This window comes from Staphylococcus casei, assembly GCF_030294405.1.
GTDB classification, from domain to species: domain Bacteria; phylum Bacillota; class Bacilli; order Staphylococcales; family Staphylococcaceae; genus Staphylococcus; species Staphylococcus succinus.
Genome location: NZ_CP125718.1, coordinates 2,204,671 through 2,227,591, shown reverse-complemented (window position 1 = coordinate 2,227,591; position 22,921 = coordinate 2,204,671). Strand labels below are relative to the sequence as shown.

Annotated in this window: 21 protein-coding genes; 16 read left to right on the top strand and 5 right to left on the bottom strand. The window is 33.2% G+C overall.

All coding sequences use genetic code 11. The features are described from left to right. Window positions 1–246 precede the first annotated feature (246 nt). The 10 genes from QMO72_RS10825 (at window position 247) to QMO72_RS10780 (ending at window position 12,216) form a co-directional block, all read left to right on the top strand. Window positions 247–999, top strand: coding sequence for a hypothetical protein (locus QMO72_RS10825; protein ID WP_103268092.1), 753 nt, complete (start codon window positions 247–249; stop codon window positions 997–999). Window positions 1,000–1,336: 337 nt separating this feature from the next. Then, window positions 1,337–2,212 carry a UTP--glucose-1-phosphate uridylyltransferase GalU gene (gene galU, locus QMO72_RS10820; RefSeq protein ID WP_103266746.1) on the top strand — a complete coding sequence of 292 codons (876 nt, stop codon included), beginning with the start codon at window positions 1,337–1,339 and terminating at the stop codon, window positions 2,210–2,212. Between the two features lie 76 nt (window positions 2,213–2,288). Beyond that, window positions 2,289–2,768 (top strand): Cys-tRNA(Pro) deacylase, encoded by a 480-nt coding sequence (gene ybaK, locus QMO72_RS10815; RefSeq protein WP_103266748.1) that lies wholly within the window; start codon window positions 2,289–2,291, stop codon window positions 2,766–2,768. A gap of 207 nt (window positions 2,769–2,975) precedes the next feature. After that, complete coding sequence (locus QMO72_RS10810) at window positions 2,976–3,734, top strand: DeoR/GlpR family DNA-binding transcription regulator (protein WP_046837154.1); 759 nt, start codon at window positions 2,976–2,978, stop codon at window positions 3,732–3,734. Next, on the top strand, window positions 3,731–4,654 hold the full coding sequence (gene pfkB, locus QMO72_RS10805; protein ID WP_069823558.1) for a 1-phosphofructokinase: 924 nt from the start codon (window positions 3,731–3,733) through the stop codon (window positions 4,652–4,654). Before QMO72_RS10810 ends, pfkB begins: the two co-directional genes overlap by 4 nt. 2 nt (window positions 4,655–4,656) lie before the next feature. Further along, window positions 4,657–6,600 carry a PTS fructose transporter subunit IIABC gene (locus tag QMO72_RS10800; RefSeq protein ID WP_103266749.1) on the top strand — a complete coding sequence of 648 codons (1,944 nt, stop codon included), beginning with the start codon at window positions 4,657–4,659 and terminating at the stop codon, window positions 6,598–6,600. Window positions 6,601–6,793: 193 nt separating this feature from the next. Continuing rightward, the gene (gene nagA, locus QMO72_RS10795) at window positions 6,794–7,954 is read left to right on the top strand and encodes an N-acetylglucosamine-6-phosphate deacetylase (RefSeq protein WP_103266750.1); all 1,161 of its coding nucleotides are present in this window, start codon (window positions 6,794–6,796) and stop codon (window positions 7,952–7,954) included. Window positions 7,955–8,253: 299 nt separating this feature from the next. Then, on the top strand, window positions 8,254–9,606 hold the full coding sequence (locus QMO72_RS10790) for a hemolysin family protein (RefSeq protein WP_103266751.1): 1,353 nt from the start codon (window positions 8,254–8,256) through the stop codon (window positions 9,604–9,606). Window positions 9,607–9,889: 283 nt separating this feature from the next. After that, window positions 9,890–10,729: an aldo/keto reductase gene (locus tag QMO72_RS10785; RefSeq protein ID WP_103266753.1), complete on the top strand. Its 840-nt coding sequence runs from the start codon at window positions 9,890–9,892 to the stop codon at window positions 10,727–10,729. Between the two features lie 410 nt (window positions 10,730–11,139). Next, the gene (locus tag QMO72_RS10780) at window positions 11,140–12,216 is read left to right on the top strand and encodes a glycosyltransferase family 2 protein (protein ID WP_103266754.1); all 1,077 of its coding nucleotides are present in this window, start codon (window positions 11,140–11,142) and stop codon (window positions 12,214–12,216) included. A gap of 99 nt (window positions 12,217–12,315) precedes the next feature. On the opposite strand, the gene QMO72_RS10775 is transcribed toward QMO72_RS10780, so the two are convergent. The 5 genes from QMO72_RS10775 to queC all read right to left on the bottom strand — a co-directional run bounded on the left by QMO72_RS10775 (window position 12,316) and on the right by queC (window position 15,328). Then, entirely contained in the window at window positions 12,316–12,570 is a 255-nt protein-coding gene (locus tag QMO72_RS10775; protein WP_069823563.1) for a GlsB/YeaQ/YmgE family stress response membrane protein, read from the bottom strand. A gap of 60 nt (window positions 12,571–12,630) precedes the next feature. Next, window positions 12,631–13,227 carry a hypothetical protein gene (locus QMO72_RS10770; protein WP_103266756.1) on the bottom strand — a complete coding sequence of 199 codons (597 nt, stop codon included), beginning with the start codon at window positions 13,225–13,227 and terminating at the stop codon, window positions 12,631–12,633. 293 nt (window positions 13,228–13,520) lie between these two features. Then, window positions 13,521–14,237, bottom strand: a complete 717-nt coding sequence (gene queE / locus QMO72_RS10765) for a 7-carboxy-7-deazaguanine synthase QueE (RefSeq protein WP_103266757.1) — start codon at window positions 14,235–14,237, stop codon at window positions 13,521–13,523. After that, entirely contained in the window at window positions 14,230–14,655 is a 426-nt protein-coding gene (gene queD / locus QMO72_RS10760) for a 6-carboxytetrahydropterin synthase QueD (RefSeq protein WP_103266759.1), read from the bottom strand. Before queD ends, queE begins: the two co-directional genes overlap by 8 nt. A gap of 1 nt (window position 14,656) precedes the next feature. Beyond that, complete coding sequence (gene queC / locus QMO72_RS10755; protein ID WP_103266760.1) at window positions 14,657–15,328, bottom strand: 7-cyano-7-deazaguanine synthase QueC; 672 nt, start codon at window positions 15,326–15,328, stop codon at window positions 14,657–14,659. A 254-nt stretch (window positions 15,329–15,582) separates the two neighbouring features. Between queC and QMO72_RS10750 the strand changes: the two genes are divergently transcribed. The 6 genes from QMO72_RS10750 to ltaS all read left to right on the top strand — a co-directional run bounded on the left by QMO72_RS10750 (window position 15,583) and on the right by ltaS (window position 22,802). Next, on the top strand, window positions 15,583–16,176 hold the full coding sequence (locus QMO72_RS10750) for an anthranilate synthase component II (protein ID WP_103266761.1): 594 nt from the start codon (window positions 15,583–15,585) through the stop codon (window positions 16,174–16,176). Continuing rightward, window positions 16,160–17,299 carry a chorismate-binding protein gene (locus QMO72_RS10745; RefSeq protein WP_103266763.1) on the top strand — a complete coding sequence of 380 codons (1,140 nt, stop codon included), beginning with the start codon at window positions 16,160–16,162 and terminating at the stop codon, window positions 17,297–17,299. The genes QMO72_RS10750 and QMO72_RS10745 overlap by 17 nt, the downstream gene beginning before the upstream one ends. After that, window positions 17,299–17,907 carry an aminotransferase class IV gene (locus QMO72_RS10740; protein ID WP_103266764.1) on the top strand — a complete coding sequence of 203 codons (609 nt, stop codon included), beginning with the start codon at window positions 17,299–17,301 and terminating at the stop codon, window positions 17,905–17,907. The genes QMO72_RS10745 and QMO72_RS10740 overlap by 1 nt, the downstream gene beginning before the upstream one ends. Window positions 17,908–18,383: 476 nt before the next feature. After that, on the top strand, window positions 18,384–19,091 hold the full coding sequence (gene pxpB, locus QMO72_RS10735; protein WP_103266767.1) for a 5-oxoprolinase subunit PxpB: 708 nt from the start codon (window positions 18,384–18,386) through the stop codon (window positions 19,089–19,091). Continuing rightward, complete coding sequence (locus tag QMO72_RS10730; protein ID WP_103266769.1) at window positions 19,079–20,083, top strand: 5-oxoprolinase subunit C family protein; 1,005 nt, start codon at window positions 19,079–19,081, stop codon at window positions 20,081–20,083. Before pxpB ends, QMO72_RS10730 begins: the two co-directional genes overlap by 13 nt. 778 nt (window positions 20,084–20,861) lie before the next feature. Then, window positions 20,862–22,802, top strand: a complete 1,941-nt coding sequence (gene ltaS / locus QMO72_RS10725; RefSeq protein WP_103266770.1) for a polyglycerol-phosphate lipoteichoic acid synthase LtaS — start codon at window positions 20,862–20,864, stop codon at window positions 22,800–22,802. Window positions 22,803–22,921: the final 119 nt, after the last annotated feature.

Sequence of the window (22,921 nt, the reverse complement as noted above, 5' to 3'; positions counted from 1 at the left end):
ACGCTCCACCTGAAAGTAGACACTTAAAAGTGAGAACGTACAGGTGGAGCTTTTTTTGATAAGATAAGGAAATATTTTCTTTATCTTAATCAAATATGTCATAAACATTAAGAAAAAAGGTTTTGCGTAATATTTGTGTAACAGAGATTACATTTGTTTTAAATTGTAGCCTATATAACTTTTTTGTTAAAATAATGTGCTAATATATAAAGAAATGTTAACAGAAATGTGGGTAAGGAGAACGATTTGAAGAATTTAACTTTGGGAACTATGGCGCTCTTTCTTGCTTGTTGTTTAGCGTTTCTTTTATTTCTTGCTACGAATCAGCAGGCACTTGCTAAAGTGCATGAGTCAATTTCTAGTTTTTCAGATTCGCATAAAGTGGTGAAAGCTAAGGAACAAGCCAATCATAAAGCAAATCATTCAATCAGTGCAGCAATGAAAGATACTGAAAAGAATGAGGACAGAAAAGAGCCATATTATGCTGAAAATTATGTACCTATAGCCAAACTGACAACACACAATTTAAAAAATAATGAGGTTGGGAAATCTAACTTGCCACAATTTTCCGCTGCATTAAAAGAAGCACAAACCACGGTTAATCGTGATAATGATACTTCTAATACATATAATGATTATGGTATCGATAGCACCTGTCAAGGGACTTATTATTATATTTTCACCTTTAAAAATAATGATAAACCGCATATGTATTATAGAGTTACTGTAAATGAAGATAATCAGGCACATATATTTGATCGATCCTATCGTGTAACAGATCACCATGGACCCAATAAACCATGTTTATCACCACAGGAGTCTGAAGTCATTGCGCAAAAATATGCCGTGGATAAACTAGGCACTAATGCAACCTTGAAAAAAGTTAAAGAGTCTAAAGAAGGCATGTTTTATACGTTTTGGAATTCGGAAACGAAACAAGAATATAAAGTTATAGTAAATAAAGCTGGCGACGTTATACGTCAACCAGCGCTCAATTAATTATTATGAAGATGATTCCCCTTGATTGAATCATATGTTAAAACTAACAATATCTATAGTGTGAAAAATGAACTGTATTGTTATTCAAAATAAATTTTGAGAATTAAATAGGATTTAAAATATTAAAATCAATAAAAATGCTACCCCGGTAATATATAATGGGTAGCATTTTATTTTAAAGAATAAATTATTTTTTAATACAAAACGTGGTATGAATAAGTATTAAGAGTTATTTATCAATGTTATGATTATAACATCAATTAAATGTGTTACTTCTATATAGGAAATATTTCATTATTAATAGAAGTTGACAATGTAAATAGAAAGGGTGGGTACTTTGAAACAAATAAAAAAAGCAATCATACCTGCAGCTGGGTTAGGTACAAGGTTTTTACCGGCGACAAAGGCGATGCCTAAGGAAATGTTACCAATCTTAGATAAACCTACAATTCAATACATAGTTGAAGAAGCTGCTAACGCTGGTATCGAAGATATTATAATAGTAACAGGCAAACATAAACGAGCTATAGAAGATCATTTTGATAACCAAAAAGAATTAGAAATGATTCTTGAAACGAAAGGCAAAACAGATTTACTTGAAAGAGTAAAATTTTCTACAGAGTTAGCAAATATTTTTTACGTTAGACAAAAAGAACAAAAAGGATTAGGCCATGCAATTTATTCTGCACGTCAATTTATAGGAGATGAGCCTTTTGCAGTATTGCTTGGTGATGATATTGTTGAATCTGATACTCCTGCCATTAAACAATTGATTAATGCTTATGAAGATACAGGCAAATCCGTGATTGGAGTACAAGAAGTTGAAGCAGATCAAACCCATCGTTACGGTATTATTGATCCTTTAACTAAAGTTGACAGAAAATATGAAGTGCGACAATTTGTTGAAAAGCCTAAACCAGGCACAGCCCCGTCAAATTTAGCGATTATGGGTCGTTATGTACTGTCATCGGATATATTTGATTACTTAAAAACTCAAGGCACCGGCGCAGGAGGAGAAATTCAACTTACGGATGCTATTGAAAGACTGAATAAAGATGACCAAGTTTTTGCATATGACTTTGAAGGTGATCGATATGATGTTGGAGAAAAATTAGGTTTTGTAAAAACAACAATAGAATTCGCATTAAAAGATGATGCAATGCGCGAAGATTTGAAAGCATTTATCAAAACTTTAGATTTAGATAGTCACTAACAACGCGTAAAATGAATTGTCATGTACATGTATAACATCATTAACCAGCAGTGAATTGATATGAGGTGTTGAAAAAATGAAGCAAAAGAAAACAAACGCTATGCGTATATTAGATCGCCAACATATTCAATACGGAGTGAATCGTTACAAAGTTTCAGACGAGCATATGTCGGGTGAGGCTGTAGCTGCAAGCGTGGGTGTTGATATTGAATTAATTTATAAAACATTAGTGTTAGAAAATACTAATCATGATCACTTTGTATTTATTATTCCAGTGAATGATTCATTAGATATGAAATCCGCTGCACAAGTTATAAATGAAAAGAAACTTCATCTAATGCCTTTAGATGATTTAAAGAAAGTAACTGGATATGTTCGGGGCGGTTGTTCACCCATTGGAATGAAGCGGTTATTTCCAACAATCATTGATCAACAAGCAGTAAATTTAAATGAAATATATGTTAGTGGTGGAGAAAGAGGCATGCAAATTAACATAGCAGTAAAAGACTTAATTGAAGCTACACAAGCAAAAGTTGCACCTGTAGTACATGCTTAGGAAAATATATTTAAATTAATAACGCAAAGGCATAACTCGTTTATGTCTTTGCGTTTTTTTATGATTTATAAAGAATTTAAAGATAGAAAATTGACAGAAATTTGAATATTAAGGTTAAAAAAGTGATTGGTTTTGATTGTTTTTGGGAAAAAGTGATTGAAAAAAGAAAGCGGAAACATTATAATAACATGGAGATGAGGTGAAGTAATGATTACGGAAAAACGCCATGAAGTAATATTGACTGAACTGTCAGAAAAAGACTTTTTAACATTACAAGAGCTTATTGATCGAACTGGATGTAGTGCATCAACTATACGCCGTGATTTATCTAAGCTACAACAAATGGGAAAATTAAAAAGAGTGCATGGTGGTGCAACACTCAATCAATCATCTGTATTAGAACCTAATTTAGCAGATAAGAGAAGTACCAACCTCAGAGAAAAGCAAGAAATCGGACGACTAGCAGCGTGTCAAATTGAAGATAATGATTGTATTTACTTAGATGCTGGTTCAACAACTTTGGAAATTATTCCCTACATTAAAGCTAAAGATATCATTGTAGTGACCAATGGTCTTACCCACGTAGAAGAATTATTAAAACAAGGTATAAGAACACTTATACTTGGCGGAGAAGTTAAATCAACGACCTTTGCCACAGTAGGATCGAGTGCAATAAAAACATTAAATCGCTATCGTTTTGATAAAGTTTTTGTCGGGATGAATGGCATTGATTTAAAATATGGCTTAACAACACCAGATGAACATGAAGCAGTTATCAAAAATCAAGCCATGGAGTTAGGCGCACAGAATTTTGTAGTTGTTGATCATTCTAAATTTAACAAAGTATATTTTGCTCATGTTCTGTTAAACGAAGAAATTACTTTAATAACTTCAAAAAAGGCCATAGAAAGTACAACATTTAAATGCTTTGCTGAAAAATACAATTTTATTGGAGGAACATTATGATTTATACAGTAACTTTCAACCCTTCTATTGACTATATAATGTTTGCTAAAGATTTTGAACTTAGTGGACTAAATCGAGCGACTGAAACCTACAAATTTGCTGGAGGAAAAGGGATCAATGTATCCAGAGTTTTAAAAACATTAGGTATTCAATCTACAGCGTTAGGATTTGCTGGAGGATTTCCAGGTCAATTCATTGAAGACACATTACAAAAAGCAGATATTAATACGAATTTTGTAAAAACGACTGAAGACACACGTATTAATGTCAAATTAAAAACAGATAATGAAACGGAAATTAACGCTCCGGGTCCTACAATAACGACTGAACAATTCGAAACACTGTTAACACAAATCAAGCATACTTCAGCCCAAGATACAGTTATTGTTGCTGGAAGTATTCCAAAAAGTGTACCAAATGATGCATATGAACAAATTGCAAAAATTACTCAAGAAACTGGGGCAAGATTAGTTGTAGATGCTGAAAAAGATTTAGTTGAAACAGTTTTAAAATACAAGCCACTGTTTATCAAACCCAATAAAGACGAATTAGAAGTAATGTTTAATACATCGATTCAATCTGATAAAGAAGTTATGAACTATGCACGTGAAATATTAGGCATGGGCGCAACATCAGTGATTATTTCTCTTGGAGGTGATGGTGCAATCTATGTAGATGATAAACATAGTTATAAGGCTATTGTACCTAATGGACATGTAGTCAATACGGTTGGTTCAGGAGATAGTACTGTCGCGGGTATGGTTGCAGGACTTGAAACGGGACTTACAATCAAAGATGCATTTAAACAGGCAGTATCAGCGGGAACAGCGACAGCATTTAATGATGATTTAGCTACAGAACATGCTATTGAAGAAATTAAAGCACAAGTGAAGATTAAGACACTAGATGGGAGTGTATAACTATGAGAATTACCGAATTATTAACAAAAGATACAATTGCGATGGACCTTACTTCAAATGATAAAAACGGTGTCATTGACGAATTAGTCAATCAGTTAGACAAAGCTGGGAAACTTAATGATCTAACAAGTTTTAAAGAAGCTATTCATAATAGAGAATCTCAAAGTACTACAGGAATCGGAGAAGGTATTGCGATACCACATGCAAAAGTAGCAGCTGTAGAGACACCTGCCATTGCCTTTGGGAAATCAAAAGCAGGTGTTGACTACCAAAGTTTAGATATGCAACCTGCACATCTCTTCTTCATGATTGCAGCGCCAGAAGGTGGAGCGCAAACACATTTGGATGCTTTAGCGAAATTGTCCGGTGTTTTAATGGACGAAAATGTTCGTAAAGATTTACTTAATGCTGCTTCCCCCCAAGAAGTATTGCAAATTATTGATAAAGCTGATGATGAAGCAACTGAAGAGGAAGAAGCGGAAACAGAAGCTGTGACTACATCGGCAGCAACAGATGAAAATGAACCCTACGTATTAGCAGTTACAGCGTGTCCAACCGGTATTGCCCATACTTATATGGCCCGCGATGCATTGAAGAAACAAGCTGAAAAAATGAACGTTAAAATTAAGGTCGAAACGAATGGATCTGGAGGGGTTAAAAATCACCTTACTGAGGAGGATATTAATCGAGCTTCAGGCGTAATTGTAGCAGCCGATGTACATGTAGAAACGGATCGTTTTGACGGTAAAAATGTTGTAGAAGTACCTGTAGCAGACGGCATAAAACGACCGGAAGAACTTATTAATATGGCTCAAGATACGTCACGTAAACCTTTTGTGGCACGTGGTAATAAAAATCATAGTCAAGCAGAAAGTAATGAGAAACAAGGTGTAGGTAAAACGATTTATAAACACTTAATGAATGGTGTTTCAAATATGTTACCGCTTGTTATTGCCGGTGGTATTTTAATGGCGATTGTGTTCTTATTTGGTGCAAACTCATTTGATCCAAAAAGCTCTGAACATAATCCATTCGCTGAACAACTTTGGAATATTGGGAACAAGAGTGCCTTTGCATTAATTATTCCTATCCTTGCTGGTTATATAGCACGTAGTATTGCTGATAAACCAGGTTTTGCAGCTGGTTTAGTCGGAGGTATGTTGGCAGTTTCAGGTGATTCAGGATTTATTGGTGGTATTCTTGCTGGTTTCTTAGCAGGTTACCTCACACAAGGTATTAAGAAAGCCGTTAGTGGTTTACCACAAGCATTAGAAGGGTTAAAACCTACGTTAATTTTCCCTGTGTTCTCAGTAGCTATTACAGGTTTATTGATGATTTATGTGTTAAACCCACCAGCATCATGGTTAAATAATTTATTGCTTAATGGATTAGAAAGTCTTTCAGGAACAAATATCATGTTATTAGGGTTAGTTATCGGTGCTATGATGGCAATCGATATGGGTGGACCTTTTAATAAAGCAGCGTACGTATTTGCGACAGCAGCGTTAACAGAAGGTAATGCAGCACCAATCACTGCAGCAATGATTGGTGGTATGGTTCCACCGATTGCGATTGCAACAGCAATGTTAATTTTTAGAAAGAAATTTACAAAAGAACAAAGAGGTTCTGTCGTACCAAACTATGTGATGGGGCTATCCTTTATAACTGAAGGCGCGATTCCATATGCTGCAGCAGATCCATTAAGAGTAATTCCGTCAATGATGGTAGGGTCCGGTATTGCAGGTGCGATTGCATTAGGATTAGGCTCATCGATTCAAGCACCACATGGTGGTATTTTCGTAATTATCGGTACTGATTTTAGTCATGTCTTACAATCGTTAATCGCAATTATTGTAGGCGCAATTGTTTCAGCGATTATGTATGGCTTACTAAAACCGAAGTTAAGTGAAGATGAAATTCGTGCTTCACAAGCTATGAACGAATAATAAATAAGATTTTACAAGCACACGATAAAGACCAGAAGGAACTCATGGGTAAATGAGTGTTCTTCTGGTTTTTTGAGTCTTAAATCATTCAGGAGACACTTTTGAATATAATAAGCTAACGAAGTTTGGTAAAATAAGGTTAAAGTATGAAATCGACTGTATTGAAGTAAATCAATGTAAAGAAGGTATGGAAATGACTGAATATGTTATTGAAAATGGACGTATTTATACGGAATACGAAACGATAGAACGCGGTTATATCATTGTCAAAGATGGGAAAATCGCTGGTGTAGGTAAAGGTATATACGAAGGTAAATTGACTAAGTACGATGCTAAAGGGCAACATATTTTACCAGGATTTATAGACATTCATATTCATGGCGGGTATGGCGAAGATGCAATGGATGCCTCATTTGATGGTATAAATCATCTTGCTAAGTCTTTATTATCTGAAGGGACAACAAGCTTCTTGGCTACGACAATGACTCAGTCAGATGAGAATATTACTAAGGCCTTAGAAAATATCGTCAATTATCAGCAACAACAAGATAAATTAAATACAGCGGACATCGTCGGTATACATTTAGAAGGTCCATTTATTTCTGAACATAAAGTAGGGGCACAAAATCCTGAATATGTTCAGAGACCTACTATAGAAAAGATACGACAATTTCAGGCTACTGCTAATCATCAAATAAAAGTCATCACGTTTGCTCCAGAAGTTGAAGGTGCAGAAGAAATATTGAAGGCTTTACATGATAAGATTCGCTTTTCTATGGGACATACAGTAGCTACATTTGAAGAAGCAAATAAGGCCGTTAACAATGGTGCAAAGCATGTGACACATTTATATAATGCAGGTACGCCTTTTGAACATCGAAACCCAGGACTGTTTGGAGCAGCATGGACCAATGATGGATTAAGTACAGAACTTATCGTTGATGGCATACATGCACATCCAGCAGCCATTCAAATCGCTTATAAACAAAAAGGAAATAAACGATTTTTCTTAATTACTGATGCAATGAGAGCAAAAGGGATGCCCGATGGAGAATACGATTTGGGTGGTCAAAACGTGATTGTAAAAGGTTCAGAAGCACGGTTAGAAACGGGTGCTTTAGCCGGCAGTATTTTGAAAATGAACGAAGGTTTGAAGAATTTAATCCAATATACAGGAGATACATTAGAGCATCTTTGGCGTGTAACTAGTTTGAATCAAGCAATTGCTTTAGATATTAATCATCAAAAAGGTAGTTTGCAAGTCGGAAAAGATGCGGATATCGTTATTGTTGATGATGAAATCAATGTTCAAACAACAATTAAAGAGGGACAAATTCATAATTTTGAAAAATAATAAAACAGTGTGACAACAATCATTCAATTTACTTATTAAAAAATATTTAATTCAAAAAGTTGACTCAAATTAAAATTTACGTTTAAATGTCTAGTTGAACAAATGAAATTTTAATAAGTATAAAATAGATTGCAAGGTAACAGTGTGATAAGATAAAGGAAATGCGCATTTTTAGGGAGGTGTTACAATGGGAAGGATTTAGTATATAACATTATAGTGAAGAAGCACGAAAAATTTTATGAAACGTCACCTATTGTGACACAATATTTGGAGGTGAATCCCTAGAAATAGGGAACTAATTGGAAACAGTGACCATAATGAACTTAGTAATATTTTTTCTTTTAATAGCATTAACAACTGTATTCGTAGGATCGGAATTCGCATTAGTGAAAGTCAGAACTACAAGAATTGAGCAACTCGCTGCAGAAGGCAACGGTAGCGCACGTGTAGTCAAAAAAATGGTGAAAAATTTAGACTATTACTTATCCGCATGTCAATTAGGTATTACAGTGACATCTTTAGGATTAGGGTGGTTAGGTGAACCAACATTTAATAAATTACTTCATCCATTATTTGAAGCCATTCATTTACCCGCTGCATTAACAACAACGATTTCATTTATCGTTGCATTTATTATTGTAACGTATCTACATGTTGTACTTGGCGAGTTAGCTCCGAAAACGTTAGCAATTCAACATACTGAAAAATTAGCGTTACTTTATTCTAGGCCGTTGTATTACTTTGGTATCGTTATGAAACCATTAATATGGTTAATGAATGGTTCAGCGCGTATGATTATACGTATGTTTGGGGTAGATCCAGATGCTAATAATGATGCAATGTCAGAAGAAGAAATAAAAATTATAATCAACAATAGTTATAACGGTGGAGAAATTAATCAGACTGAATTAGCTTATATGCAAAATATCTTTTCATTTGATGAACGTCATGCCAAAGATATCATGGTTCCACGTACACAAATGATTACGTTAAATGAACCGTTTAATGTAGACGAACTTTTAGATACAATTAAAGAACATCAATTCACACGTTACCCTATTACAGAAGATGGGGATAAGGACCACGTGAAAGGCTTTTTAAATGTGAAAGAGTTTTTAACAGAATATGCTTCAGGTAAGCAAATTAAAGTAAGTAACTATATTCATGACTTACCTATGATTTCAGAAACTACACGTATTAGCGATGCTTTAATCCGTATGCAACGTGAACACGTGCACATCAGTCTTATTATCGATGAGTACGGTGGTACAGCTGGTATTTTAACTATGGAAGATATTTTAGAAGAAATCGTCGGTGAAATTCGCGATGAGTTTGATGATGATGAAGTTAATGATGTTGTCAAATTAAGTGACGATAAATATCAAATTAATGGTCGTGTGTTGCTTGATGATTTAAATGATCAGTTTGGTATTGAATTTGTTGATTCTGATGATATTGATACAATTGGTGGTTGGTTACAAGCACATAATACAAATTTACAACAAAATGATTTTGTAGATACAGAATATGATCGTTGGGTCATTTCAGAAATAGATAATCATCAAATCATCAATGTAATATTAAAATTTGAATATAATGATACGCGTCCAACACTTGAAGAAGACGAAGATGAAGAAGATAACGATAAATAATTAAATGATATTTACACCCTACGAACTGTTGATACTAATGGTTTGATAGGGTGTTTTGTTATGTATAAGGTACAAATGCTGCGCTCTAGAATATGAATTAATACCAATATTAGAGGAGAGGCGGAATGCGTTTATCGGTATAAGACGAAATATAATTGTGTGACTATGATTGATTCAATTTAATGTATAACAAGGCAGTATAGTATATTTTTCATGAAAAGCGTATTAGAATATTATATAATACCTTAGAAATAAAATTAAATGTGTTGAAAGGGGCATCACCATGATCAATGATACATATTATTTAAATAATAGTTACCCTATGCCAAAAGTTGGACTTGGAGTATATAAAATTTCAGAAGAAGAAATGGATATTGCTGTAGCAACTGCTTTGGAGGCAGGATATCGTGCATTCGATACTGCATATTTTTATAAAAACGAAATTGCTTTAGGAAATGCTTTGAAAAAGGCTGATATAGAACGTGAAGATTTATTTATAACATCTAAATTATGGAATGATTACCAAGGATATGATCAAACTATTGAATTTTTTACAAAATCATTAGAGAACTTAGGCACAGATTATTTAGATTTATTCCTAATTCATTGGCCATGTGAAGCTGATGGTTTATTTATTGAAAGCTATAAAGCAATGGAAAAATTATATGAAGATGGCAAGATTCGTGCCATTGGTGTATGTAATTTTAATAAACATCATTTAGAGAAATTAATGGAAGAAACGGATGTAGTGCCGGCCGTTAATCAAATTGAAGTACACCCATATTTTAACCAACAAGAACTGCAAGACTTTTGTGATAAACATGATATTGCTGTAACAGCATGGATGCCATTAATGAGAAACAAAGGACTGTTAGAGCATAATCTTATAACCGACATGGCTAGTCGATATGACAAAACACCTGCGCAAATTGTATTGCGTTGGCATTTAGCACATAATCGCCTCATTATCCCTAAATCTAAAACACCAGAACGTATTAGAGAAAATTATGATATTTTTGACTTTAATTTAGAATTAACGGATATCGCAGAAATTGATAGTTTAGATAGGGGCGACCGCCAAGGTAATGATCCAGAAAATGTAAGCATAGGTACTTTAAAATAACTTAATTTATATATAACAAGGGCTGTCTATTCATAAAATATGAAGTAGACAGTCTTTTTAGTTGCTGAAATAATGGTTTTTATTTTGAAATGACAGTGAAAATTGATAAGCTTAAGTTACATTTTATAATTTTATAGTGAATTAGTTATAATCCGTTATAAAATTTTGACAAAAGAGTTTATATACTATTAGATTTTGTAATACTAAAAAGAAAAGTTCCAGCATTTTAATACCAAATAGCATGCGTGAAATATTATGCTGTATTTTAAAAAGTTTATGTAGAGATTAAGTTTTATTCATGAATATTAAGGCAATATAAAGATTGAGTAAATATAATTGATTACAATAGCATAATAACGGTGAAAATTGGTAAAGTGAATTTGAAGTAACTGAAATGAAGGTGTTTAGGTATGCAAATAAGAGTAGTAGTGCCTTGCTATAATGAAGGTGAAGTAGTATTAAAGACTTATCAACGGTTAAAAGAAATATTGTCCAAAGATAGTCAAAAACATCAATATAATTATGACTTATTGTTTGTAGATGATGGTAGTAAAGATAAGACGATAAATTATATTCAAGATATAGCTACGAAGGATCAACATGTAAAATTTATTTCGTTTAGCCGTAATTTTGGTAAGGAATCAGCAATGATTGCAGGATATCAACATAGTAAAACGTGTGATGCTGTAATTATGATTGATGCCGATTTACAACATCCCCCTGAATTGATTCCTCAGATGATAGAGGGCTATATGGATGGCTATGATCAAGTGGTTGCAAAACGAGATAGAAAAGGCGAAAAACAATCTAGAAAATTATTGACTCGAATGTATTACAAAGCCATCAATCATTTTGTTGAGGATATAAAATTAGAAGACGGTATTGGTGATTTTAGATTATTAAGTCGCAGAGCCGTGAGTTCGTTAACTGAACTCAATGAATATAATCGTTTCTCAAAAGGTCTATTTGAATGGATAGGATATAATACAAAAGTATTTACTTATGAAAATGTAGAAAGAGAAGATGGAGAATCAAAATGGTCATTTGGCAAATTATTAAATTATGGTATAGATGGATTAATTTCTTTTAATAATAAACCATTACGTGCAATGATTTATCTTGGCTTGATTGTCTTTTTCATAAGTCTGCTCTATATAGGTTTTATATTTGCTAGCATAGTGATTAATGGTATTCAAACACCAGGCTATTTCTCTACAATTGCAGCAGTCTTATTGTTGGGCGGAATACAATTGATTTCAATTGGTATCGTTGGAGAGTATATAGGACGTATTTATTACGAAGTGAAACAACGACCGAAGTATATTGTACAGGCATCCAATTTAAATTGCCCAAGTAAAGTAGCAAAACAAGATATTAATAATGATATTGAGACTAGCATAGATGATGAGGTAGAACGTAATCATTATCGTTATGATGACACAGACACAGCGAAAGCACGTGAAAAGGAACTAGTAAATCATAGATAATTAAAAATTAGCAAAGTCTTTAACGGCTTTGTTGATTTTTTGTTTTAAAAGATAAAAAAGAGGATGACACTATCAAGGAGTCATCCTCTTTTCAAAGCCTTATTTTTTTTTGCGTAATTTACCTACAATAAAGGAAACTACTGCAACTAGTATAATCGTACCGATAAGTGCTGGGAATATAGCAATGCCACCTAGGTGCCAACCCCAATCACCAAGTAACCATGAACCAAGTGCTGAACCAACGATACCTGCAATAATATTCCCTAAAATACCACCAGGAATATCTTTTCCGACAATACCGCCGGCAATCCAACCGATTAAACCACCGATAATTAACATAAGTATAAAGCCCATATGATTTTGCCTCCTTTATAATTGTTTTAACTGTTAATATATACCACAAAATATATTATCTTAATCATTTAGATTAGAAAATATATTTTGCCATAATATGAACAAAATAAAAATTAAATTTATTAGTAGGAAGGCATACCAATAAGGTGTTAAAAGTGTCATAACGATACAGGAGATGACAATAAGTAAATGGCCTGTAAGAACTGGGCGTTTAATACGAGTTAATATTTTAATCTTTTCTTTTTCCTGCGGTTTGAAGGTACTATAGAATAGTATAATTGCACCAATCATAAAGATGGCTGGCGCCAAATATGGTATAGACATATAGTAAGAGTCATGACTCGTGTTATACGTAAGTATCAAAGAAGTACTTAATATAATAGTAAGAATCATAGCAATAAATTTTTGTTGTGTGATGACATGGGTTTGAATTTTATAGTTTATATATAATTGTAATATTGTCCAAAGAATGAATTGAAAACATGTATATAAGGCAATGTAATCAAATTTTCCTATTAGAAATAAATTGATAATGGCATTGATAGTCAATGCAATGAGTATAGAGCTAAACTTAAGTTGTTTGTAATTCTGACGATATAAATCAATTCCGAGAATGATTAATACCGCAGCTATATTTATGATTATATTAATTAGCATGTTGCTCTCCTAACCTAGATACTTCACTGCAATATTATAGCAATTAAGATAAAGTTATTCATTTGATAACATTTAATTATTTAAAGTTTTGTTAAATATTCAATCAAATTCTTTAATTTCAAATTATTTATATACATATTAAGTGTCGCAGCGATGTTAGTCCGAATGGCTGAATATAAAGGCTTTTACTATAAATGAATATTATATGTATAGTGCTAAATTCCACTAAATAAAAAAGTGACGCATTGTATGGACAAAGAGCATTATACAACGCATCACATGAAATACTCAATTTAAACACCTTTTTTATTACTCCATAAGAGGGTGTGTAATTGAGGTAAAACATAAACATTATTCATTTCACTGCTTTCCATCACGCGATCCACAAGCGATTCATATAAAGATAATAATTTTTCTGTGTGTGATTCCACGTGTTCACCATCTAAGTATGGGTTACCCACTTGTAAATAAAAAGGAATCGTAGGATAACGATGGTGTATCATTTTAGCAAAATGATAGTCTGCATCATCAAAAATAACAACTTTTAAGTTTAATGACTCGGGTATACATTGTGCAATTACTTCATCTAAAATAAGTAGATTAGGTTTCATCATTGAACTTGGCGGCTTAGGACTTATCGTCAGATCATCAATTTGTGTCATCCACGGTTGAAATTTGCTCCCTTGCGTTTCTAAGGCACTTTGAATGTGTTTTGAATCAAAGAGATCTACTAGGTCTTGTATACCTTTAATCAACGCAGGATTGCCTCCTGAGATGGTTACGTGATTAAATGAGTCTCCAGCAATTTCATAAAGGGAAGTATAGATTTCTTCTGCAGTCATCATCCGTATATCATCTTTGGCGCTGCCGTCCCACGTAAAACTTGAATCACACCAGCTACAACGATAATCACAACCTGCTGTCCGAACAAACATTGTCTTACGTCCAATAACACGGCCTTCCCCTTGTATAGTTGGACCAAATATTTCTAATACTGGTATCTTACTCATGTGATGACCCCTTTGGTCTATAAACAACATAGCTCGTTGGAGTCTCTCGAACATAGACTTGAAGGCATTTGGGTTGATTGTCTCGCTCATCTAATGATTTTTGGACCATTTCATAAATCGTTTGTGCGACGATTTCTGTTGAAGGACTTTTACCTTTGAATTGAGGTAAATCATTCAGTAAGTAATGATCAAATTGACCATGTATGAGTTTTTTTAAATCACTAAAATTCACTAAAAATCCATTATGATCTAATGTATCACCAGCTATCGTTAAGTTAACAAAGTACGTGTGACCATGTGTACGCATGCATTTTCCAGCGTCTTCATTTGGAATATAGTGCGCAGCTGAAAAGTTAAAATCTTTATTTAATTCAAAACAATAAGGATGTTGAACACTAGGATAATTTTGTTGGAACATACTATTCCGCTCCTTTTTCTTCTAAATAGGTATTTAAACCACGTGCTCTCAAATGACAGGCTGGACATTCTCCGCAACCTTCGCCAACAATTCCATTGTAGCAAGTTAAAGTATTATATCTAATATAATCTAGGACGCCAAGGTCATCACTTAATGACCATGTCGCTTTTTTATCTAACCACATTAGCGGTGTATGAATCACGAAATCTTTGTCCATCGATAGGGATAATGTAACATTCATTGATTTAATAAAACTATCACGACAATCTGGATATCCAGAAAAATCTGTTTCACACACACCAGTAATGATATGTTTTGCATTTGTTTGATACGCTAATGCGCCAGCAAAAGAAAGGAATAGGAGATTTCTGGCAGGTACGAATGTATTAGGCACACCGTCTTCATTCGTTTCAATTTCTAAATCGTGTTGTGTCAAAGCATTAGGTGTGAGTTGAGAAAGTAAGGACATGTCTAAAACATGGTGCTTAAGATTTTGCTCTTGAGCAATTTGTTTAGCAACTTCGATTTCGGTATTATGTCTTTGACCATACTCAAATGTAACTAATTCGGCTTCATCAAAATGTTTTTTTGCCCAAAATAGACATGTGGTACTGTCTTGTCCTCCACTGAAAACTACAATTGCCTTATTATTATTTAATGTGTGTTGCGTCATAAATACTTGCACTCCTTAATATTGTCTTACTAGCTTCTCTTTTCTATCCATCATGACGCCAAAAAAACGTCTATCTCCATAAAAAGATAGACGTTTTTCAAGTGTCTAGTTTTTTATAGAGGGTATCAGCTAGGAACCTCTTTATATTCAATTTATACCGTGACTAGAATAATATATTTACGTTGTAAAAGCAAGTTGATATTTGGGATAATGAGTATAATGGATTGATAAAAGTAACTCAAAGAGGTGATACGATGATCATAATGATTGATAATAAAGATTCATTTACCTATAACATTGTAGATTATATTGAGCAAGAATACAGCGGAGAAGTAAAAGTGATAGATGTTGAACGTCTATCAATTGAAAAGGTAAGGTTATGTTCACCGGAGGCGATTGTGATATCACCAGGTCCAGGTACACCAGATGATTATCCCATTTTAAATGAGCTATTGAAAATATTTTCACCATCTATACCGGTGTTAGGTGTGTGCTTAGGATTTCAACAGATTATTACTTACTATGATGGAGATATAATCAAGAGTGGTAAACCGATTCATGGTCATACTACGCGCATCCATCATAATGGCAAAGGTATGTTTAAAGGATTACCAGAGTCGTTTAATGTGATGCGATACCATTCTTTGTGTGCAAATGCGGAAACTTTTCCCGCTGTTCTAGAAATAACAGCATCGAATTGTGACGGTATCATTATGGCGTTTGCACATCAAACATTACCGATATATGGCTTACAATATCATCCGGAATCCATATTAAGTGAGTTCGGGATGGCTCAAATCGCATTATTCATAGAAATTGTGGAGGACTATCATGCAAATCCAATATAATTATCGATATTTATTAGATGAAGACAATTACGAACAACATCAGTATACTTTCACGCACTGTATCGGTCAAAAAATAGCGGAATCGTTGGATCAAGTAGGAGAAGTGATTCGCTATGCTGAAACTAAGCAAAAAGAAGGTTATTACGTAGCGCTATACTTGCCTTATGAAGCAGCACCGTTTTTTAATAGTCAAATGGAAACTGCGCCTATTGAAGGGGTTTATATTTATGGGGCAGCATATGTTTTTGCTGAACAATCAGGTACGTCAATAACACGTGAGAGGTCATACATAGCGAAATGTAATTTTCAATTCCGTTTAGGAAAGGAGACACTTATAGATCATATTAAGGCAGTGCAAGATGCAATCATAGAAGGTAACACATACCAAGTGAATTACACGACACGTTTGATAGATGATATTCACTATCCTATTTATATGTTGTATGAAGTATTACAACGTGAAAATAATGGCTTTTATTCAGCACTTATAGACACAGAAGAGATACAAGTCGCTTCATTATCCCCAGAATTATTCTTCCAACGTGGGCCTTTTGGAGAACAGGAAGATGTCTTATTGAGCAAACCTATGAAAGGGACTATAGCTAGAGGTGAAACAGCACTACAAGACCAAGAAAATCTACAAACATTAGCCCACTCTGCAAAGGATAGAGCGGAGAATGTGATGATTGTTGACTTATTACGTAATGATATTGGCCGTATTGCTAACACAGGGACGGTTAAAGTGTACAAGCCTTTTCATATCGAAGCGTATAATACCGTATTTCAAATGACGACAACGGTTACAGGGGTATTACGTCATGAAACACAACTCATGCAAGTGCTTGAATCACTATTTCCTTGTGGCTCTATAACAGGTGCACCTAAAATAAATACGATGAAATATATCAAATTATTAGAACAAGTGCCAAGACATATATATTGTGGAACAATCGGCTTACTGTTACCCAATGGTAAATCTATCTTTAATGTGCCGATACGTAGTATTCAATATTTGAATAATCAAGCAATCTATGGCGTTGGTGCAGGTATAACGATTGATTCTATACCTGAATTAGAGGTTCAAGAATTTAAAGATAAAACTAAAATATTGGAGAGGTTATAATGCAATTATTTGAAACTATGCGATTAGAAGCAGGTGTATTTCCGCGCCTATCTTATCATAAAAATAGAATGAAAGCGTCGTGTAAGCAACTCGACTTTGATTTTAATGAAATAAATTGGGATGCTTTGATTTACAAATTAGTTGAAACGTATTCTGTAGGCGCATTCCGTGTGAAAATTTTAGTGGATGCCAATGGAACATTTGATTATGTCGTAGCAGAACTCTCAACCAAAATGAACTTTACGGCCAAGCTCAGTCAAATGAGCAATAATATAAGCGAAAGTGTCATTGTAAATAAGACAACAGATAGAACACATTTAGATCATAATCATGAAACAGATATTATATTATTATATGATTTAAAGGGGAAGATATTAGAATTTGATATCGGTAATATTATGATTAAGGAAGAAAACCATTATTATACGCCCAAATATAATCATGATTTTTTGCGAGGGTGTATGAGACAATCGCTCATAGAAAAAGGCGTTTTACAGCAAAAAGACTATGATGTGGAAGAGTTTAAACAAAAATTACAATTAGAAAAGATTCAGGTTTTTCTAATAAATAGTTTGCGAGAGGTTGCCGAGGTAGAGATTTATCTATAGAATATAGAAAGCGTAAACAATGGTATAAGCTCTATGACAGAGATATAGCCAAAATGCGAAAAAGTTATATCAAAATGAATAGCTTAAACAATGAACCGCGTATAGATGATTGAATACAGTATCATTTTATAATCGTTACCAAGCACAACGACAATATATTTTAATAAAAATTTGAAATAGATATAAGATTAACTGACGAAGAAGTCAAATAATAACAGAGCATATTATAGACAGTGAGTGAGGCAAGAGAATGATATTGATATGGTTACTGACAATTATGATGTTAACTGTGCTTACGAAATGGATTACTAATCATTTGCTAAAAAAACAATGGGTTTTCATTGCACAAATTGTTGTCACAATTTTTTGTATCATTCAGTTTATTTTTGTCTATTTTTTAGTGAAAGCGCTGATGAATTATATAGTTCAGGGACTCAATGTATTTTATCATTAGTAACAATTTATGAGGTGAATCTATGAAGATATATAGCCAAGGTGACCAAGCTATAGTGGTTTCTATAGAAAAAGAGGTCTCTAAGGATTTAACAGAAGACTTGTTAGCTTTAAAAAATTATTTAGTTGAAAAAAACTATCCATTTATTACAGAAATTGTACCAACAGAATCAGATATGATGATTTGTTATGATGCCCGAGACATGATCAAGCATCACCATATTATCTCTCCCTTTTTATATATGAAAGCATTGATGCAATCGGTGCAATTAGAAATAAAACATGAGGATAAAAGTACAACAGTTGTGGAGATCCCTGTTATATATGGTGGAACATTTGGACCTGATTTAGATACCTTACTTGCTCATTATAAGATGGATATGGATAAATTTATAAAGTTACATACAAAATCGACTTATTTTGTCTCCATGATGGGTTATTCACCTGGCTTTCCGTATTTAACTGGAATGACAAAGCGTTTATTTGTAAATCATACTGGTGGTAAAAAAAGTTTTATACCTGCTGGATCAGTTATTATCGAAGGCAAAAAGACGGGGATTACTACAACTGATACATACGGAGATTGGTTAGTTATTGGATATACACCAGTTCGTTTGTTTAATCCTGATCAAACAGAATTTACTAAATTAAAATTAGGCGATAATGTCACATTTAATCCTACGACAAAAGAAGCGTTGGATTTAGGAGGCTTTAAACCATGTCAATTATAATAGAAGATGAAGGCTTATTTTCAAGCTTTCAGGACTTTGGTCGCCAAGGATATGAACATGATGGTGTGATTCCTGGTGGCGCATTGGACCCATTATCACATGAAATAGCTAATAGACTTGTGGCGAACGATAAACGAGAAGCAACGTTAGAAATGACAAATAGAATGGCACGTATACGTTTTACCGAACCTACATTAATTGCACTTAGTGGTGGTAATTTTAAAGCTAAAACAGAAAATCTGAAAATCATCCCTAACAAACTATATTTAATGGAAAAAGGTGATGTTCTCGTCTTTACTGAGACAAGTCGTACATCTAGAGTATATCTAGCTGTGGGCGGTGGTTTTGAATTAGATGAGTGGTTAGGATCTACTTCAACCGACTTCAAATCACAAATTGGTGGATTTCATGGGCGTCAGTTGCAAAAAGGTGACGAAGTTAATATGAAGCGTAATTATACAGAACGCCATCATAAACTCTTCGAAAACTTAGAAGATAAACATGAAACAGATTGGGGTATTGATGGCTATGCACTTTCTTTCAATTATATGTCCGATGTATTCCATGTAATCAAAAATAAAGGGACAGAAGATTTCAAAAAAGATGTACTGAATCGCTTTGTTCTTGATGAATATAAAGTGACTAGCAAAGCAAATAGAGCAGGTATGTTAGTTGAAGGTGCTCCCGTAAAAGCATTTTATGAAGATATGCCGGCACATCAATCTGTGCAAAGAGGTACGATACAAGTAAAAAGAGATGGAACGCCAATTATTTTATTAAATGATCATTATACATTAGGCAGTTATCCTCAAATAGGAACAATTGCAAGTTATCATTTAACTAAAATAGGACAAAAACCACAGGGTGCAAAATTGAAATTTCAATTTATCGATATTGAAAATGCTGAAAAGAATTTAATTAAATATACAAATTGGTTAAATCAACTTTTCCATGGTATTGAATATAGAATGCAATTAGAAATGTTGAAATAATAAGGATTTAGACAAAGGTAATGAGTTAAATATAAAAATACTAAGCTAAGAGACAATTGCTAGAGTAAAGCGTGTAGGTTTTATCGCTTACGCTAGCTTTTTCTATAAACTTACAATATACATAAGAACTAGTAGCGCGATGCTATGATTTAGAAAAAGGAAAACACTGTGTAATCTAGTTATAATCAATATGCTATTTTGTCTGCGACTATAGTCCGATTAATATCATTTCTAATCAGAGTATAATTAAAAAGCATATTATTTCTTAATAATGTATTAACAAGGCGTTAATAAGTCATTCATAAAGCCGAACAAATCGCTTTATTTCTCGTAAAAAGTGTGTTTTTACTTGATATTTGGCTACTATTGCTTTATATTAATTAATTGAACTGTATACGTTTTGTTACAGTAAGATTACAAAACGATAAAAAATGTAAAAAGAACATTAAAGGTTAATATATGATGTTTATATGCATGCGTTTTACTACTTTGAAATAAACAACAATAATCTTAAGAATACATGAAAATTAATATTATTAATAATGACAATTGAACTTTTAAAGCAGTGAAATTTTGATGTCTATATCATAATGTAAGATTTTATGAGAAGGCGTATGAATTTCCAACCTAAAGAATGTAACTTTCGCCAATAACGACCTGTCTCTAGTTATATTGGATACATAACTGAATAGGGCATCATTAACAGAAACTTTGCCAAGTATTTACTAGGCGCGGATATTTTTCCAGCCTATATTAATCTAAATCGGGGGAAACAAACATGAGTTTACACAAAAAGAAACTGACTCTTTTTGCGTTTTTTATTTTGATGGTGATAACAGTCACCTTGAAAACGTACTTTTCATATTATGTCGATTTTTCTTTAGGTGTTAAAGGATTAGTACAAAACTTAATCTTATTAATGAATCCATATAGTTTAATCGCTTTAGTATTAAGTATTTTCTTATTCTTCAAAGGGAAGAAAGCTTTTTGGTTCATCTTTATTGGTGGATTCTTATTAAGTTTTTTATTATATGCTAACGTTGTATACTTTAGATTTTTCTCTGACTTTTTAACATTTAGTACACTGAACCAAGTGGGAAATGTAGAGTCAATGGGTGGTGCAGTTACTGCCTCGTTTAAATGGTATGATTTTATATACTTTACGGATACAATCGTTTACCTGTTTATGTTGATATTCAAACAAAAATGGTTTGATAAACGCGTATTCAGTAAGAAATTTGTACCAGTGATTATGGCAGCTTCAGTAGCATTGTTCTTCTTGAACTTAGCTTTTGCTGAATCAGATCGTCCAGAGTTATTAACACGTACGTTTGACCATAAATATTTAGTGAAATATTTAGGTCCATATAACTTCACAGTTTATGATGGTGTTAAAACGATTGAAAATAATCAACAAAAAGCTTTAGCAAATGAAGATGATTTAACTAAAGTATTAAATTATACAAAACAAAAACAAACAGAGCCTAATCCAGAATATTATGGAGCGGCTAAGAAGAAAAATATCATCAAAATTCACCTAGAAAGTTTCCAAACTTTCTTGATTAATAAAAAAGTAAATGGCCAAGAAGTTACACCGTTCTTGAATAAACTTTCTACAGGTAAAGAAGGATATAGATATTATCCGAATTTCTTCCATCAAACAGGACAAGGTAAGACGTCAGATTCTGAGTTTACGATGGATAATAGTTTGTTCGGTTTGCCACAAGGTTCAGCATTTTCATTGAAAGGTGACAATACGTTCCAATCATTACCGGCAATTCTCGATCAAAAGCAAGGTTACACTTCTAGTGTTATGCACGGGGACTACAAAACATTCTGGAACCGTGATCAAGTATACAAACACTTTGGTGTAGATAAGTTTTATGATGCAACATATTATGATATGTCACAAGATAACCTTGAAAACTTAGGGTTAAAAGATAAAGAATTATTTAAAGAATCGACTGACTACTTAGCAAAAGAAAAACAACCATTCTATAGTCATTTAATTACATTAACTAATCACTATCCATTTACAGTGTCTCCAGAAGATGCATCAATTGAGAAACCCAATACAGGCGACTCAACAGTAGATGGTTATGTACAAACAGCAAGATATTTAGATGAATCATTAGAACAATTTGTAAGTGAATTGAAGAAAAAAGGTCTTTATGACGACTCAGTTATTATGATTTATGGTGACCACTATGGTATCTCTGAAAACCATAATAAAGCGATGGAAAAATTATTAGGTGAAGATATTACACCGGCGAAATTTACTGACTTAAATCGTACTGGTTTCTGGCTGAAAATTCCTGGTAAAGAAGGTACTGTAGATAAAACATATGCTGGTCAAGCAGATGTTATGCCTACAATATTACATTTAATGGGTATCGATACGAAGAATTACTTAATGATGGGCACAGACTTATTATCTAAAGATCATGATGATACAGTTCCTTTCAGAAATGGAGATTTCGTAACGAAAGATTATAAATATGTGAATGGTAGAATTTACGATAATAAGAATAATGAACCGGTAACAGAAAAACCTAAAGATTTTGAAAAACGTAAACAACAATCTGAAAAAGATCTAGAAATGAGCGATAATGTACTTAATGGTGACTTGTTCAGATTCTACGACAATCCAGATTTCAAAAAAATAAAACCATCAAATTATGAATATAAAGCTGGTCCTAAAGGACAAGAGAAAAAATAATAATATTTAAGAACTAATACACCTAGTGAAGGTGTGTTAGTTCTTTTTTTTAAAGAATATAATTGTTGAATGTGTTGGAGCATAAAAATACGATTAAAGCTTATAAGCTTTAATCGTAT

What these genes read in the sequence shown, in the direction of transcription:
- ybaK (WP_103266748.1), top strand. Translation starts at nt 2,289, where the DNA reads ATGAAGCAAAAGAAAACAAACGCTATGCGTATATTAGATCGCCAACAT.
- QMO72_RS10810 (WP_046837154.1), top strand. Translation starts at nt 2,976, where the DNA reads ATGATTACGGAAAAACGCCATGAAGTAATATTGACTGAACTGTCAGAA.
- pfkB (WP_069823558.1), top strand. Translation starts at nt 3,731, where the DNA reads ATGATTTATACAGTAACTTTCAACCCTTCTATTGACTATATAATGTTT.
- QMO72_RS10800 (WP_103266749.1), top strand. Translation starts at nt 4,657, where the DNA reads ATGAGAATTACCGAATTATTAACAAAAGATACAATTGCGATGGACCTT.
- nagA (WP_103266750.1), top strand. Translation starts at nt 6,794, where the DNA reads ATGACTGAATATGTTATTGAAAATGGACGTATTTATACGGAATACGAA.
- QMO72_RS10785 (WP_103266753.1), top strand. Translation starts at nt 9,890, where the DNA reads ATGATCAATGATACATATTATTTAAATAATAGTTACCCTATGCCAAAA.
- QMO72_RS10780 (WP_103266754.1), top strand. Translation starts at nt 11,140, where the DNA reads ATGCAAATAAGAGTAGTAGTGCCTTGCTATAATGAAGGTGAAGTAGTA.
- QMO72_RS10775 (WP_069823563.1), bottom strand. Translation starts at nt 12,570, where the DNA reads ATGGGCTTTATACTTATGTTAATTATCGGTGGTTTAATCGGTTGGATT.
- QMO72_RS10770 (WP_103266756.1), bottom strand. Translation starts at nt 13,227, where the DNA reads ATGCTAATTAATATAATCATAAATATAGCTGCGGTATTAATCATTCTC.
- queE (WP_103266757.1), bottom strand. Translation starts at nt 14,237, where the DNA reads ATGAGTAAGATACCAGTATTAGAAATATTTGGTCCAACTATACAAGGG.
- queD (WP_103266759.1), bottom strand. Translation starts at nt 14,655, where the DNA reads ATGTTCCAACAAAATTATCCTAGTGTTCAACATCCTTATTGTTTTGAA.
- queC (WP_103266760.1), bottom strand. Translation starts at nt 15,328, where the DNA reads ATGACGCAACACACATTAAATAATAATAAGGCAATTGTAGTTTTCAGT.
- QMO72_RS10750 (WP_103266761.1), top strand. Translation starts at nt 15,583, where the DNA reads ATGATCATAATGATTGATAATAAAGATTCATTTACCTATAACATTGTA.
- QMO72_RS10745 (WP_103266763.1), top strand. Translation starts at nt 16,160, where the DNA reads ATGCAAATCCAATATAATTATCGATATTTATTAGATGAAGACAATTAC.
- QMO72_RS10740 (WP_103266764.1), top strand. Translation starts at nt 17,299, where the DNA reads ATGCAATTATTTGAAACTATGCGATTAGAAGCAGGTGTATTTCCGCGC.
- pxpB (WP_103266767.1), top strand. Translation starts at nt 18,384, where the DNA reads ATGAAGATATATAGCCAAGGTGACCAAGCTATAGTGGTTTCTATAGAA.
- QMO72_RS10730 (WP_103266769.1), top strand. Translation starts at nt 19,079, where the DNA reads ATGTCAATTATAATAGAAGATGAAGGCTTATTTTCAAGCTTTCAGGAC.
- ltaS (WP_103266770.1), top strand. Translation starts at nt 20,862, where the DNA reads ATGAGTTTACACAAAAAGAAACTGACTCTTTTTGCGTTTTTTATTTTG.